At 70.2% G+C, this 14,066-nt stretch carries 16 protein-coding genes; 14 read left to right on the top strand and 2 right to left on the bottom strand.

The features are described from left to right. The first annotated feature begins 54 nt into the window (after positions 1–54). The 9 genes from ACIBNA_RS32570 (at position 55) to ACIBNA_RS32530 (ending at position 8,093) form a co-directional block, all read left to right on the top strand. Positions 55–816 carry a hypothetical protein gene (locus ACIBNA_RS32570; protein WP_399168774.1) on the top strand — a complete coding sequence of 254 codons (762 nt, stop codon included), beginning with the start codon at positions 55–57 and terminating at the stop codon, positions 814–816. Further along, positions 813–1,652, top strand: coding sequence for a hypothetical protein (locus ACIBNA_RS32565; RefSeq protein ID WP_399168773.1), 840 nt, complete (start codon positions 813–815; stop codon positions 1,650–1,652). Before ACIBNA_RS32570 ends, ACIBNA_RS32565 begins: the two co-directional genes overlap by 4 nt. Next, positions 1,649–2,488, top strand: a complete 840-nt coding sequence (locus ACIBNA_RS32560; protein ID WP_399168772.1) for a hypothetical protein — start codon at positions 1,649–1,651, stop codon at positions 2,486–2,488. The genes ACIBNA_RS32565 and ACIBNA_RS32560 overlap by 4 nt, the downstream gene beginning before the upstream one ends. Before the next feature lie 219 nt (positions 2,489–2,707). Then, entirely contained in the window at positions 2,708–3,283 is a 576-nt protein-coding gene (locus ACIBNA_RS32555; protein ID WP_399168771.1) for an FABP family protein, read from the top strand. Positions 3,284–3,653: 370 nt separating this feature from the next. Further along, complete coding sequence (locus tag ACIBNA_RS32550; RefSeq protein ID WP_399168770.1) at positions 3,654–4,322, top strand: hypothetical protein; 669 nt, start codon at positions 3,654–3,656, stop codon at positions 4,320–4,322. Between the two features lie 17 nt (positions 4,323–4,339). After that, the gene (locus ACIBNA_RS32545) at positions 4,340–6,022 is read left to right on the top strand and encodes an N-6 DNA methylase (RefSeq protein WP_399168768.1); all 1,683 of its coding nucleotides are present in this window, start codon (positions 4,340–4,342) and stop codon (positions 6,020–6,022) included. Next, positions 6,019–6,651: a restriction endonuclease subunit S gene (locus ACIBNA_RS32540; protein ID WP_399168766.1), complete on the top strand. Its 633-nt coding sequence runs from the start codon at positions 6,019–6,021 to the stop codon at positions 6,649–6,651. The genes ACIBNA_RS32545 and ACIBNA_RS32540 overlap by 4 nt, the downstream gene beginning before the upstream one ends. A 28-nt stretch (positions 6,652–6,679) precedes the next feature. Further along, complete coding sequence (locus ACIBNA_RS32535; protein ID WP_274817340.1) at positions 6,680–7,117, top strand: Fur family transcriptional regulator; 438 nt, start codon at positions 6,680–6,682, stop codon at positions 7,115–7,117. A gap of 10 nt (positions 7,118–7,127) precedes the next feature. Next, positions 7,128–8,093: a YgfZ/GcvT domain-containing protein gene (locus ACIBNA_RS32530; RefSeq protein ID WP_399168765.1), complete on the top strand. Its 966-nt coding sequence runs from the start codon at positions 7,128–7,130 to the stop codon at positions 8,091–8,093. Between the two features lie 19 nt (positions 8,094–8,112). On the opposite strand, the gene dtd is transcribed toward ACIBNA_RS32530, so the two are convergent. Then, positions 8,113–8,538 (bottom strand): D-aminoacyl-tRNA deacylase, encoded by a 426-nt coding sequence (gene dtd, locus ACIBNA_RS32525; protein ID WP_274817338.1) that lies wholly within the window; start codon positions 8,536–8,538, stop codon positions 8,113–8,115. 212 nt (positions 8,539–8,750) lie between these two features. Here dtd and ACIBNA_RS32520 point away from each other — a divergent pair, with 212 nt between their 5' ends. From ACIBNA_RS32520 to ACIBNA_RS32510, 3 genes are all read left to right on the top strand, one after another. Next, positions 8,751–9,383 (top strand): aerial mycelium formation protein, encoded by a 633-nt coding sequence (locus ACIBNA_RS32520; protein ID WP_399168764.1) that lies wholly within the window; start codon positions 8,751–8,753, stop codon positions 9,381–9,383. A gap of 73 nt (positions 9,384–9,456) precedes the next feature. Further along, positions 9,457–10,719 carry a GNAT family N-acetyltransferase gene (locus ACIBNA_RS32515; RefSeq protein ID WP_399168763.1) on the top strand — a complete coding sequence of 421 codons (1,263 nt, stop codon included), beginning with the start codon at positions 9,457–9,459 and terminating at the stop codon, positions 10,717–10,719. Between the two features lie 273 nt (positions 10,720–10,992). Then, positions 10,993–11,901, top strand: coding sequence for a winged helix-turn-helix domain-containing protein (locus ACIBNA_RS32510; protein ID WP_399168762.1), 909 nt, complete (start codon positions 10,993–10,995; stop codon positions 11,899–11,901). 1 nt (position 11,902) lies between these two features. Here ACIBNA_RS32510 and ACIBNA_RS32505 read toward each other — a convergent pair whose 3' ends face one another. Then, on the bottom strand, positions 11,903–12,091 hold the full coding sequence (locus ACIBNA_RS32505; RefSeq protein WP_010036177.1) for a hypothetical protein: 189 nt from the start codon (positions 12,089–12,091) through the stop codon (positions 11,903–11,905). 147 nt (positions 12,092–12,238) lie between these two features. Here ACIBNA_RS32505 and ACIBNA_RS32500 point away from each other — a divergent pair, with 147 nt between their 5' ends. Both ACIBNA_RS32500 and ACIBNA_RS32495 read left to right on the top strand, forming a co-directional pair. Beyond that, complete coding sequence (locus tag ACIBNA_RS32500) at positions 12,239–13,129, top strand: winged helix-turn-helix domain-containing protein (RefSeq protein ID WP_399168760.1); 891 nt, start codon at positions 12,239–12,241, stop codon at positions 13,127–13,129. Positions 13,130–13,158: 29 nt separating this feature from the next. Then, positions 13,159–13,875, top strand: coding sequence for an HAD family hydrolase (locus tag ACIBNA_RS32495; protein ID WP_399168759.1), 717 nt, complete (start codon positions 13,159–13,161; stop codon positions 13,873–13,875). The last annotated feature ends 191 nt before the right edge of the window (positions 13,876–14,066 follow it).

Genomic DNA, 14,066 nt, shown 5'->3' with positions numbered 1-14,066 from the left:
GTCTCCTGTGCGCGCGCATACGGAATGCGCGCTTCACGTTCTGTGGGGGACGTCTTGGAAGTACCCGAAGAAGTGGCCGGCGAGTCCGTGGCCGAGTCCGGGCCGCGTCGCCGTCGGCGGGGGCGTACGGTCACGCTGATCGGTGCCGCCGCCGTGCTCGGACTGGTCGCCGGCACCTGCGCCGGTTACCTCGTACAGGTGGACCGCGCGCCCACCAAGCTGCCCTCGCTCTCGCAGCCGTCGCTCGCGCAGGCCACGGGCGACGGTCCCGAGCCGCTGTCGGCCGCGCGGGACAGGCGTGTGAAGACCGACGGTGACCTGCGGAAGCTGCTGCTGAAGAAGCCGCGCGGGGCGCGGGACGCCGAGTATCTGATGGGCGACGAAGGCTGGCTGGACCTCGCGGGCTACGCGGCGTACTACAAGAAGCCGGGCGAGATATTCGGCGAGCTCGTCAGCAACGAGTTCCGGCGCGCTGCCGTCACCGGCTGGCGGGTCGACGGCACGTACCACGTGGAGATCCGCCTGGTGCAGTACCGGCAGGAAGAGGTGCTTGCCGCCGCCGACAGGACCGGCAACAGCCAGTACTGGGCCGAGGCCGAGGGCGGCACCGACAGCTGGGCCGTGCCCGGCACCGGGGACGGTCGGGTGTACGTCCACGACCGGCCCGAGACCGAGCCCGGCTACGTTCCGGTGTACACCGCCGAGGCACACGCCTGGCGTGGCGACATCGCCGTGGAGATCTGGGTGACGGACACCAAGCCGATTCCCAAGGCGAAGATCATGAATCTGGCCGAGCGGCAGATGGAGCGGCTGTGAGCGACACATTGGAGCCGGTGGAGCCGGTGGAGTCGACGGCCATGTCCGAGCCCGTCTCCGAGCCGCAGAAGGAGCCCGCACGCCGTGGTCGTGTCGCCGCCGTCACCGCCTCCGTCCTGCTGGCGGTCACCGTCGCCGGCGGCGCGGGCTACACCGTCGTGGCCGTGAACGGCGCCGACCGGGACGCGGGCGCCCCCGTCTGGACGTTTCCCCGGAACAAGACCAAGGCCGAGGCGGACGAGAAGGCCGCCCCCTCCGGGCTCGCCGGCATGCTCGTGCCGTACGGGGCCCCCGGGACCAACGGGTGGGGGCGCGGTCCGGACCTCGGTGCGTACGGCTCGGACGCCGCGCTGAGCGGGGAGCAGGCCACGGCCCTGCGCAAGGAGTCCCTGAGCGGCCTGCCGCGCACCCAGCGCAAGCGGCTGGAGAAGGCGGTCGACCGGTTGCGCATCACCGGCATCGCCATGCGCAGCTACCTCAGCACCACCAAGCTCTCCGACGCCTACACCGACGACGCCTACACGGTGCGCGTCGAGCTCGCCCAGATGGACAACAGGGCCGCAGTCCGGGACGCCTCACGTTTCCGGAGTGAGGTCGCCGACGCCCTGGGCGCCTTCCGCAAGGGCCCGGAGATCAAGGGCCACAAGAACGCCCACTGCTTCCTGCCGCCGAAGGACACCGACGGGGACCTGGAGACGATGTACTGCTCGGCCTATGTCGGGAACGTCCTGGTCACAGCCGTCGCGGCCGGCGCGGATCCACTCGACACCAAGGGGGCCGCGATGTTGCTGCGCGAGCAGCTCGACCGTATAGCCGAGCCGGGGGAGGCGGTATGACCGAGCAGCAGCAGACCGCCGTTCCGCCCGTGCCCGTGGCGCGGCCGGACGTGCCGTCGGGCCTGGTGCGCAAGGACCGCCGGGTCCTGCGGGCCGTCCTGCGCTGGACCGCCGCCGTGGCCGTCTGCGCGGCGGTCGGCGCGGCCACGGCGTTCGGCATCACGCGAATGGACCGGACCGACGTACCCGGGCTCGCGACGGAGCCGGACGGGCGCTGGGAGTACCCGGTGCTCACCCGCCCGCCGCTGCCCTCCGGCAGCGCGGGCCCCTTCGCCGAGGCGAACACGGCCGGCACGCACCACGCCGACCCGCGTGCCCTCCTCCTGCCCGCTCCGAAGGGCGCCAGGGAGGACAAGGCGCTGCGCGGCTCGGCCGGCTGGGCGGCGAAGAAGGACCTCCTGGCGGAGTACGCCACGAAGGACGACCGCGAGGAACTCGGGCAGCACCTCACCGACCACGGTCTGCGGCACATCGCCGCCCGCGGCTGGACGATGCCGGACGGCACCCGCACCCGGATCTACCTGCTCCGGTTCGACACCGCGGCCGTCGTCGACGGGCTGCTCGCGCCCTACCTCGCCCCCTACAGCGCGCCGAAGTTTCCCCTGCGCGGGGCCGGGACGTCCGCGAACGACAAGACGTTCCCCGACGACGCCGTGGTGGACGACGTCGAGCGCGTGGTCTACGACGAGGCCAGGCCGCACGGCGTCGAACAGGTCCGTCACGCCTACCTCGCCGCCGGTGACACCCTCGCGCTGGTCGTGCAGTCCCGGAAGGGCGGTGCGCGGGCCGTGCCCTTCCAGCAGACGGTGACCCTGCAGAGCCAGTTGCTCGGCTGACTCCCGCCCCGGGCCCACCTCACAAAGAGGCCCGGGGTCCGGCCGCGTAAGCTGGGCCCGGCCCTGTGCACACATCCGCACCCCGCTCAAGGAGCACCCCGTGGAACTCTTCTTCGAAATCCTGCTGGTCCTGGTCGCCGTCGGCGTCCTCGCCTTCGCCGGGCTCACCGTGAAGAAGCTGTACCAGGGCCAGCGCTGACCCACGTCTAGGAACCTCTCATGATCGAGATCCCGTCCGACCTCCACAAAGACCTCGTCCCGCTCGCCTTCCTGCTCGGCAACTGGGCCGGTGCCGGTGTGCACGACTTCCCCGGCTCCGAGAAGTGCAACTTCGGGCAGGAGGTCGCCTTCACCCACGACGGCCGGGACTTCCTCGAGTACCGCTCCCACAGCTGGGTGCTGGACAAGGACGGCAACAAGGTCCGGCCGCTGGAGTCCGAGCACGGCTACTGGCGGATCGACGCCGACCGCAAGGTCGAGGTGACGATGACCCGCGACGACGGCGTCATCGAGATCTGGTACGGCGAGCTGGCCGACAAGAAGCCGCAGATCGACCTCGTGACGGACGCGGTGGCCCGCACCGCCGCCTCCCAGCCGTACACCGGCGGCAAGCGGCTGTACGGCTACGTCAAGAGCGACCTGATGTGGGTCGGCGAGAAGCAGACCCCCGAGGTCGAGCTGCGCCCCTACATGTCGGCCCACCTGAAGAAGGTCGTCACCCCGGAGGAGGTCGAGCGCTGGGCCAAGGCCCTGCCCGACGATATGCCGGACGACGGCATCGCCTTCTTCAAGTAGTCCCCGCGCCCCTCGCTTCCCAGTGGCCCCGGCCGGACATGGCCGGGGCCACTCCACGTGCGTCAGGGCCATTCTCTGAATCCGCCGGGAGGGGTTAACAGATCGCTCTAGCAGTTCACTGCGGTTGCGAACAGTTGCCTTTGTGGCTACGGTGGAGACCGCAGCGCCGAGTGGTGTGATCCTCGCGCGGTGTGTGAAAAGCAAAACCCCCGGCCGCGCACGGAGTGCGGCCGGGGGTTCGAAAGCCGTGCCCCGGGTGGCGTGCTGTGCAGAGGCGAGCCCAGGGCGTTCGTATCTCACCGTATCACGGTGGGTCTTCCCGTACCTGGACCATGCTGGGCGAAGCCATGCCCAAAAGAGGGGGATCACAGTGACCGACCAGCTGCCGGAGTGGATGCTGCGCGCCTTTTCCAAGTTCAGGCTGGCGCGCTACGTGGGCGCGGCGCGCGGCAACGCCGTGGTGGCCGGGCGGCTGTACTGGTGGAACGTCGAGGCGTCCGCCGCGCTGTACGGCTCACTGCACTGTCTGGAGCTCGCCCTGCGCAATGCCCTCCATCATCAACTCTGCCTCGCCTACGGCAGGGCCGACTGGTGGGCTGTGGCACCGCTCAGTCCCAACGGACAGCGGCTCGTGGGCAAGGCGCGGAGCAAGTGTGAGCGCCGCGGGCTCGTTCCCGCACCGGCGGACGACATCGTGGCCGAGCTGTCCTTTGGTTTCTGGGCCTCCCTGGTCAGCGGTGGATCGCGTTACGACCGTCTGTTCTGGGTGCCCACCGTGCATAAGGCATTCGCGCACTACTCGGGCCGACGCGACGCCCTCTACGACGGTCTGTGGTCACTGGTCCTGCTGCGGAACCGGATCATGCACCACGAGCCGATCCACCACCGGGACCTCGCGGCCGACCATGCAAAGATCTACCGCATGCTGGGCTACATCGACCCGCAGCTGGCCAAGGAAGCGCAGGCCATGGACCGTTTCCCGGTTGTCCTTGCGAGCCGCGGGGACGTGCTGAGCGGTTCGAGGCCGCCCCGCTTCTGACTCCTCGGGGAGGCGCTGTGAGTGACATCGACGACGTACTCGTCTCGCGGGCCGACATCGCGCGGCTCGCGGGGGTGCGACGGCCCGCGGTGACAAACTGGGAGCGGAGGCACCAGGACTTTCCCGATCCGGCCGTCGTGGACCGCGCCGACGGTCTTGGCGAGATCGAGGTGTTCCGGGCCGCCGAGATCCTGGCATGGCTGGAGCGGCGCACTGTTCCGGCGAACGCGCGGCGGCCCGAGGAGCCGGCCGGGACGACTTACGGGGACCGGTTCCGCGCCGGTCTGGGAGGGGCGCGGGCCGGGGCGCTGCTTCAAGTCGTGCAGCGCTTGGGCGGCCCGGAGGCGGAACGCTTCCGCGGGGAGCTTTCCGTGGCGGACTACCTCACCGTGCTGCTCTCGCTCGTCTACGTGCGGGGCTGCCTGCCCGACGAATGGAAGAGAGTGACGGCTGATGCGAGCAGGGATCAGCTCCCGCACTCCGGTGAGCTGCTCGTCCGCTTCCTCGCGCGCGCTGTCGAACAGGGTCTGGGCCCCGGCCATGGCCAACTGCTCCTCGCCCTTTCCAGGAGGCTCGGCGACTCCCGGGTAGCCGACACCGTGCAGTTGCTGGACGAGACGGGGTCGGTGGAGCGGGCGGAGTACGCGCAGGCCTTCGAATGGCTCCTGGCCCGGTACGGCGAACTCGCGGGCAGGACGGCCGGTGACTTCTTCACGCCGCGTGCCGCGGTCGACCTCGTGTCGAAGCTCATGACCAACGACGCTCGGGGCGTCAGGAGTGTGCACGATCCCTTCGTGCGCGCGGGTGAGCTGCTGGCCGCCGCACTCGACGGTGTGGCGGACGCCCGGGAGGGGGCGCTGCCCGAGGCCAGTGGGGCCGGAGTGGGGGAACACCCGCTGGCCCTCGCCGGTATGAACCTCGCGCTGCACGGCGTGACCGACGCCGATCTGCGGCCCGGGCACACCGCCCCGTCCGCAGGGCTCGGCCCCGGGCGCCGCGCGTTCGACCGCGTCGTCGCGAACCCGCCGTTCAACACCCGGCTTCCGGAGTATCCCGGCGACCCCGCGCACTGGCGCTACGGTAAGCCGCCCCGGCACAACGCCAACTTCGACTGGCTCCAGTACGTCGTGGCCTCGCTCGCTGCAGGCGGGCGCGCGGCCGTGGTGATGCCCGACATCGCGGCCTTCTCCTCCAACCCCTCCGAACGGCGGATCCGGTCCGCCATGGTGGAGGACGGCGCGGTGGAGGCCCTGATTGCCTTGCCCTCCCACCTGTTCACCACGACCAGCATCTCCGTCACGATCTGGCTGCTGCGGTATCCGGAGGGGAGCGGTGACGAGGTCCTTTTCGTCGATGCCAGGCGGTTCGGATCGATGGCCTCCCGGGTGCAGAGAGCGCTCGCCCCGGAAGAGACGCAGAGCATTTTCCGGGAGTACGAGTCCTGGTGGGCGGCCCGGGCGGCCGGGCGCCCCTACCCGGGCATCCCGGGGGTGAGCAGGGCCGTACCCCTCGCCGAGATCAGGGAGCGGGACCACACGCTCAGCCCTTCCGTCTACCTGTCGAGCGACCTTCCGACAGACGCGTCGGCCGTGGACCCGAGCGAACTGAACGTGCTGGCCGGACGGATGGCGGAGGCGCACAGCCGGGCCCGTGCCGCGGACACCGCGGTGGATGAGCTGCTGAGGAGGTACGGCCTGTGAGCGCGGACAGTCGCGAAGGCATCCCGGAAGGGTGGCAGCCGGTCCCCCTCGGCGACATCTGTGACATCCAGTCGGGCGGGCCGGCACTGCGCCGGAGCGAGGAGGTGACCGGTGGTGTTCCTCTGGTCCGTCCGGCCGATCTCCGCAACCGGAGGATCTCGCCGGAGCCGGGGATGCCACACCTGTCCCCCGAGCGGGCGCGCGAACTCCGCAGACACCGGCTCGTCGCCGACGACATCCTGGTGAGCCGTACCGGGACGGTCGGCCGGGCGGCACTGGTCACGGAGCACGAGCAGGAGTGGCTCTACAACACCCACCTGCTGCGCGTGCGACCGCACGATCCGGCGCAGGCGCTGTACCTCGTCGCGTATCTCGCCCGCCGGGCGACGGCCGACTGGCTGGGGAGCCGAGCCGTGGGAACGACCGGCATGAGATCGATCACCGTACGCACCCTGTCGGAACTGCCGGTCCTGCTCCCCCCGGTCGATCAGCAGCGGGACATCGGAGTTGCCCTGGCGGCGGTCGACGAGAAGATCCGGGCCCATGAGGACATTGTCAGGACCGCTGGTGTCCTGCGCGACACTCTTTCGGATCTCCTGATGTCGGGCCGGCTGCCGCCGTATCCGTGATCGGGCCGGCGCTTCTACACTGGGTGCTGTGGTGAGCACCGACTGGAAGAGCGATCTGCGGCAGCGCGGCTACCGGCTGACCCCGCAGCGGCAACTCGTGCTCGAAGCCGTGGACACCCTTGAGCACGCGACCCCCGACGACATCCTCGTGGAAGTGAGGAAGACGGCGTCGGGGGTCAACATTTCCACGGTGTACCGGACTCTGGAGCTGCTGGAGGAGCTCGGCCTGGTCAGCCACGCCCATCTGGGGCACGGGGCGCCGACGTACCACCTCGCGGACCGGCACCACCACCTCCACCTGGTCTGCCGTGACTGCCAGGACGTCATCGAGGCGGACGTCGCCGTGGCCGCCGAGTTCACCGCGAAGCTGCGGCAGACGTTCGGCTTCGACACCGACATGAAGCATTTCGCGATCTTCGGCCGGTGCGAGGACTGCACGCTCAAGGCTTCAACTACCGAGTCGTAGGCTTACGGATATGAAGAGCCCCCTGCTGACCCTGCCCGGCGCCGTCCCCGCCGAGGGCGTGGACGAAGGCGTCGCCGCCCACTACGGCGATCTGTTCCGCGAACAGCGCGCCCTCGCCGACGGCACCGGTTTCGTGGACCTCTCGCACCGGGGGGTCGTCACCGTCACCGGCGAGGACCGCCTCGCCTGGCTGCACCTGCTGCTCACCCAGCACGTCAGCGACCTCCCGGCGGGCCGGGCCACCGAAGCGCTGATCCTGTCCGCGAACGGCCATATCGAGCACTCCCTCTACCTCGTCGACGACGGCGAGACGGTCTGGGCCCATGTCGAGCCGGGCACCCAGGAGGCGCTGATCGCGTACCTGGAGTCGATGAAGTTCTTCTACAAGGTGGAGGTCGCCGACCGGACGGCCGACATCGCGGTGGTGCACCTGCCGGCCGGCTCCATCGCCGAGGTGCCTCAGGGCGTCGTCGTACGGGAGACGCCGTACGGCCGGGACCTGTTCCTGGCGCGCGCCGACCTCGAGGCGTACGCCGGGCAGGCCGGGCCGCCCGCCGGGATCCTCGCCTACGAGGCGCTGCGCGTGGAGCAGCACCGGCCCCGGCTGGGCTTCGAGACCGACCACCGCACCATCCCGCACGAGCTGGGCTGGATCGGCTCTGCGGTGCACCTGCAGAAGGGCTGCTACCGGGGCCAGGAGACGGTCGCCCGGGTGCATAACCTGGGCAAGCCGCCGCGCCGGCTGGTCTTCCTGCACCTGGACGGCAGCGAGGTCCACCTGCCGGTGGCGGGCACCGAGCTCCGGCTCGCGGACGACGGCCCCGACGGCCGGAAGATCGGCTTCATCACGACCTCCGTACGCCACCACGAGCTCGGGCCGGTCGCCCTCGCGCTGGTGAAGCGGAACGTGGCCGTGGACGCGCCGCTGGTGGCCGGGGACACGGCCGCGGCCCAGGAAGTCGTCGTCGAGCCGTAGAGCTTGTAGTTCTTTCGGGTCAGATCTCGATCAGCACGGTGAACGGGCCGTCGTTCGTCAGTGATACGCGCATGGCCGCGCCGAAGCGGCCCGTGGCCACCGTCGCGCCCAGCGAGCGCAGCTGGGCCACCACCTCGTCGACGAGCGGTTCGGCGACGTCGCCGGGGGCGGCGGCGTTCCAGGTGGGGCGGCGGCCCTTGCGGGCGTCGCCGTACAGGGTGAACTGGCTGATCACCAGGAGCGGGGCGTCGATGTCGCTGCACGACTTCTCGTCGTGGAGCATGCGGATCGACCAGAGCTTGCGGGCCAGCTGGGCCGCCTTCTCCTTGGTGTCCTCGTGCGTGACCCCGACCAGGGCGCACAGCCCTTCGCCTTCGATCGCCCCTACCGTCTCGCCGTCCACGACGACGCTCGCGCCGTCCACCCTCTGCACCACTGCTCGCATACGTCCATCATGCAGGGCGGTGAACGCGCGATCGCGGGCGGTTCGCGCATGGCCCGAAAGGGTGGTTTGTGCGGGGCACCAACAGGCCGCGCACGGCCGTATTTTGCTGCTTACCCGCCCATCTGGGGCCTATCAGGGGCACTCGTTCCCATAGCGGCCACTTGGGGTGGCACGATGCTTTCACACACCGGTCGAGGGGACGGTTGAGGCACATGAGCACATCGAGTACCGGGCATCCGCTGGAGGCTGCCTGGTCGAGCCACACGGGGATCGGGGCGTCGGAGTACCACCGGCCGCCCACACAGCGCACCGACAGCCCGCCGCTGCCCTCGGACGCTCCCGAGCACGATCTGACCGCGCTGAACCTGTCCGAGCTGCGTTCGCTGCGCCGCGAGGCCCAGCGCGACGAAGCCGACCTCAGCTACGTACGGCGGCTGCTCCAGGGGCGGATCGACATCCTGCGGGCGGAGCTGACGCGGCGCACCCCGGTGGGCACGGCCTCCGTCGCCGTACCCGCTCAGGCGTCCGTCGTCGAGCGGCTCGCGGAGATCCTGCGGGACGCCCCGGCCCGGCACCGCTCCTCCGCCCGCCACCTGACCCTGGGGACGCCGCAGGGCGAGGAGTACCGGCGGCTGGCCGCGGAGATGCTCGCCGAGGTCGAGCTGTCCGATCTGGACGCCCGGACGGACCTGGAGCTGAACACCGCGATGCGGCGGCTCGTGCGCTACGAGCAGCAGGTCTCCCAGCGGCGGCAGCGGCTCCAGCGCACGGCCGACGAGTGCAGCGCGGAGATCGCGCGCCGGTACCGCGAGGGGGAGGCGCAGGTCGACGACCTGCTCGTGTAAGTCGCTCGGGGGTCTGGGGAGGGCCGGTCGATATTTACGCGACACCGACCGGCCCTCCGCCTAGCGTGATGCCATGACCGCCACTCCCCGCGCCGACGGCATCGACGTACGCCCCATCACCGAAGCCGAGTTCGCCGACTGGCTGCGTGCCGTGAACACCGGCTTCCTGCGGGTGCCCGCCCTGTCCGAGGAGGAGATCGAGGGCCGCCGTGAACGGTTCGTCCCGGGCCGCTACCTCGGTGCCTTCGACGGCGGCCGGTGCGTGGCGACCTTCCGGTCCTTCGACCAGGAGCTCACGGTGGTGGGCGGGGCGAGGGTCCCGGCCGACGCCGTCTCGGGCGTCACCGTCCACGCCACCCACCGCCGCCGCGGGCTGCTCAGCCGGATGATGGCGCGGGACCTGGCCGCCGCGAAGGACCGCGGGGACGTCGTCGCGACGCTGATCGCCGCCGAGTACCCGATCTACGGCCGGTACGGCTTCGGGCCGGCGACCTGGATGTCCGAGTGGACGGTCGACGTGCCGCGTGCCGGTCTCGACGCCCGCTGGGCGGGCCCGGCGGACGGCGGGCGGATCGACCTGGTGGACGGCGAGGACGTCCGCAAGCTCGGCCCCGACCTGCACGAGCGGCTGTGCCGCCTCCAGCCCGGCGCCATCGACCGTGACGAGCTGTGGTGGAAGTGGAACACCGGCGCCGTACGGGTCGACCCGTCCTGGAAGCAGCCCTTCTTCGCCGTGTACCGCTCGGCGTCCGGCGAGGTCGAGGGCATGGCCGCCTACGACGTGGACGACAACTGGGGCGATGGCAAGCAGCCCTTGAACACGGCGACGGTGAGGTGGCTGATCGGCGTCACGCCGGCCGCGGAGCGCGCCCTGTGGCAGTACCTGTGCTCCATCGACTGGGTCGTGCAGGTCAAGAGCGGCTGGCGGGCCCCCGACGACCTGCTCCCGCACGTCCTGCCGGATCCGCGGGCGGCCAGGATCACCTCACTGGCGGACTGGCTGTGGGTGCGGATCCTCGACGTCGCAGGCGCGCTTCAGGCGCGGACGTACGACGGGGAGGGGACGCTGGTGCTGGAGGTCGCCGGCGTCGACGGTCTGACCGGCGGGCGCTACCGGCTGGAGGCCTCGGGCGACGGGGCGTCCTGTACGCCGACCACCGAGAGTGCGGAACTCACGCTCGGACTGGTCGAGTTGGGGGCGCTGTGGCTCGGGGACGAGTCGGCGGTGCGGCTGGCGGCGCTGGGCGGGGTGCGGGAAGAACGAGCGGGCGCCGCCCGGAAGGCCGACGCCCTGCTGCGTACGTCCAGGCGGCCTTGGTGCCCGGACCTGTTCTGAACCGCTCCCTTCCGCCGACGACAGGGATCCCGCATCCGTAGCGAGCTGTTCGGTTGTGGTTGTTGTGCGGTGGTGACTGCCGGCGGTGGTGCCGGCCGGCCGGGGCTCCCGGCTCCCCTCCGGAAGGGAGCCCCACGGCGGATGGCCAACCCTCTGAAGGTCTGACCATGTCGCTGAAGTTGGCGACCAACTTCACTGTACTTATCTCCGCTTGGAAGCGGCTCATAACCACCTAGTGCTGAACTGCCGAAAGATGGCGGGAAGTTGTACTGTTTGGTTGTGGACCCGGAACACGCCTCCGTCAATGGACGGAAGAGGTCGCAACGGCCACAGAGAACACATCACGAGGTGGCCGACGAACTGCGCGCCCGGATCAGGTCAGGAGTGCTGCGGCCCGGTGAGCGCATGCCCACCCAGGCCCAGCTGGCCCACGAGTTCGGCGTCGAGCGCGGTGCCGTACGCCAGGCCCTGCGCATCCTCCAGTCGGAGCGGCTGCTCACCAACGTGTCCAAGGGCAGCCCGGCGACCGTCGCCCCTGACCTCGCCAGGGCGCTGACCGGCCCGCAAGCTCCGCCCCTGCCCACCACGGTGGCCCTCGCGCCCCGGATCGCGGCGGCCTTCGCGGCGGAGCACGTCGAGATAGACGCCGTGTGCCTGACCTCCATCTCCCTCACGCTCGCCATCGGTGAGCCGCTGCGGCAGATCCACGCCGGACGGCTGAAACCGGCCAAGGTCGACGTCCGGGTCCTGCTGCCGAGCCGGGACATCGACCTCGCCTTCCCGGTGCCGGTCGAGGGGCGCGGCGACGACTGGGTACACGACCGGTGGCTGGCGATGCGCAACGCCCAGGGGCAGGTCCTCCGGCACAACCTGCTGGCCCTGCGCTCCACGCACGGCATCGACGTGCACGTCATGTTCCGGGCGCTGCCCTTCACCCCGCCGGTGAAGCTGTACCTGCTCAACAACGCGGAGGCGCTGTTCGCGTACTACACGCTGATGCGCCGGGAGGCCGAGATCGACCACGAGCGCCTGGAGATGTACGACGCCCAGGGCACCCAGTCGATGCTGTTCTCCTTCCAGCAGGGCCCCGGCCTGCGCGACACGACGTTCGTCGAGCAGTCGCACCTGTGGTTCAACGCGCTGTGGGAGACGATCAGTTCGGAGCTGGTGCTCACCAGCTGACTTATCGGGCAGGGCCCGTCATCAGCAGCGCGAGCACGACCGCTCCGGCGGAGCTGACGGCCGGGCTCTTGGCCTTGATGCCTACGGTGAGAAGGATCAGGCCGACGATTCCGGCCGGGCCGTACTTCCACTGGACGAGCTGCTCGAAGGCGACGACGAAGGCGGCGGAGAGGAGAGCGAGGGCGGGCATTGGTCTTCCCCCTTCGGAAGTTCGGAGGCAAAACTTCCGCCAACTTGGGTAAGTTGGCAACCAACTATGATTAAGTTGTCCCCACTTGGCCCCTAGTTATAAACAACTCGCAAACAACTCCCGTCAGATGGATCAGAGTTGTAGCGTTTGGTCGTGACCCAGGAGAATGTGGCGGAGAACGTGGCAGTGAACGGCAGCAGCAGGCTCTCGCCCCAGGAGATCGCCGGCATCCTGCGGGACCGCATCCGCGCCGGAGACCTCAAGCCGGGGGACCGCCTGCCCACCCAGGCCGAACTGGCCGAGGAGTTCGGCGTGGAACGCGGTGCCGTCCGTCAAGCCCTGCGGGCACTCCAGGAGGACGGCCTCCTCACCAACGTCAGCAAGGGCAGCCCGCCGCGGATCGCCGCGCCCGCCCCGGCCCGCGGCGAGCCCCAGCCGACCATGGTGGGCCTGGCACCGCGGCTCACCGAGGCGTTCTCGGCCCGCCGCGTCCGCGTCGACGTCGTCTGCCACACCGCGGAGACCCTGATGATCGCCATCGGCGAGCCGCTCCGCCTGATCCACGAGGGCCGTATCCACCCGGAGTCGATCGACGTCCGCATCCTGGTCCCCTCCCGGGACATCGAACTGGCCTTCCCCGTCCCCGTGGAGGCGCACGGCGACGACAACCCGGTCCACCAGCGTTGGCTGGCCATGCGCAACGCCCAGGGCCAGGTCCTCCAGCACAACCTGCTCGCCCTGCGCTCCACGCACGGCATCGACGTCCACGTCACGTTCCGCGCGCTGCCCTTCACCCCGCCGGTGAAGCTGTACCTGCTCAACCAGGAGGAGGCGCTGATCGGCTACTACATGCTGACCAGGCGGGCGGAGGAGTGGGGCAGCCAGACCCTGGACATGTACGACGTCCTCGGCTCCCAGTCGCTCCTCTTCTCCTTCGTGAGACGGGCGGGCCTGCGGGACGCGGCGTTCGTACAGGAATCCCAGAAGTGGTTCGACGCCCTCTGGGAAACCATCACCTCGGACCTGACACTCTCCTAGTGACTTCTGATACGACGCAGACTGGTTCGGTGACAGTCGAGACCGAGAACGATCAGCACCATCTCCTGACTCTGATCAAAGGCGCCCGTGTCGTGCTCTGGGACTTCGACGGGCCCATATGCCGTCTGTTCGCCGGGCACTCGGCGGACCGGGTGGCGAGCGACCTGGTGTCCTGGCTGGAGGGCCGGGGTCTGCACGGCCTGCTGACGGACGCGGAACGCGAGTCGCTCGACCCGCATGTCGTCCTGCGCGCCGTGGACCGCCGGCATCCCGGCAGCGACCTCGTCGCCGAGCTGGAGGAACGCCTCACCCAGGAGGAACTGCGGGCCGCGTTCTCGGCGATGCCGACCCCGTACGCGGATCCGCTGATACGCACCTGGTCGGCGGTGGGCTCCCGCCTCGCGATCGCCACCAACAACTCCCCGCGGGTGGTGCGCAAGTACCTCGACAGCCGCGGCCTCGTCGGCTGCTTCGCCCCTCACGTCTACGGCCGCACCCAGGAGCTCCACCACCTGAAGCCGGACCCCCACTGCCTCAACCGTGCGCTGAGCGCCATGGGCGCCGCCCCCGCCGACGCCCTGATGATCGGCGACACCCCCTCGGACCGCGATGCCGCGGCACAGGCCGGGGTGCCGTTCCTCGGGTACGCGCGCAACCCCCGGAAAGCCAAGATCCTGAGGGAAGCGGGAGCCGGCACCGTCGTCGAATCCCTGGAGCCCGTACTGGGGCTGCTGCGGCGCGGCTAGGCCTGCTGCTGTCCGGGGCGGGCGCCGGTTCACCTGGGATCACCTGGGAGGGGACGAGTTCGGCTCGATAGCCGGGTTCTCCCCTGATCACGGCGTGCGGTGGAGTAACGTGCCTTCCCCCTTACACCATCCGCACCACCGGGGCAGGCTGAACCACCCAATGACACCCCCCTCGGTCTCCGGGGCTCGGC

The organism is Streptomyces sp. NPDC050164 (assembly GCF_044459945.1).
In the GTDB taxonomy this organism is placed as follows: Bacteria; Actinomycetota; Actinomycetes; order Streptomycetales; family Streptomycetaceae; genus Streptomyces; species Streptomyces coeruleorubidus_A.
The sequence above is the reverse complement of the archived record's forward strand: the minus strand, read 5'-3'. Positions and strand labels throughout refer to the sequence as shown.

Excerpts from the sequence above, each read along its gene's own strand:
- ACIBNA_RS32555 (WP_399168771.1), top strand. The coding sequence starts at position 2,708 with ATGATCGAGATCCCGTCCGACCTCCACAAAGACCTCGTCCCGCTCGCC.
- ACIBNA_RS32505 (WP_010036177.1), bottom strand. The coding sequence starts at position 12,091 with ATGCCCGCCCTCGCTCTCCTCTCCGCCGCCTTCGTCGTCGCCTTCGAG.
- dtd (WP_274817338.1), bottom strand. The coding sequence starts at position 8,538 with ATGCGAGCAGTGGTGCAGAGGGTGGACGGCGCGAGCGTCGTCGTGGAC.
- ACIBNA_RS32520 (WP_399168764.1), top strand. The coding sequence starts at position 8,751 with ATGAGCACATCGAGTACCGGGCATCCGCTGGAGGCTGCCTGGTCGAGC.
- ACIBNA_RS32530 (WP_399168765.1), top strand. The coding sequence starts at position 7,128 with ATGAAGAGCCCCCTGCTGACCCTGCCCGGCGCCGTCCCCGCCGAGGGC.
- ACIBNA_RS32560 (WP_399168772.1), top strand. The coding sequence starts at position 1,649 with ATGACCGAGCAGCAGCAGACCGCCGTTCCGCCCGTGCCCGTGGCGCGG.
- ACIBNA_RS32515 (WP_399168763.1), top strand. The coding sequence starts at position 9,457 with ATGACCGCCACTCCCCGCGCCGACGGCATCGACGTACGCCCCATCACC.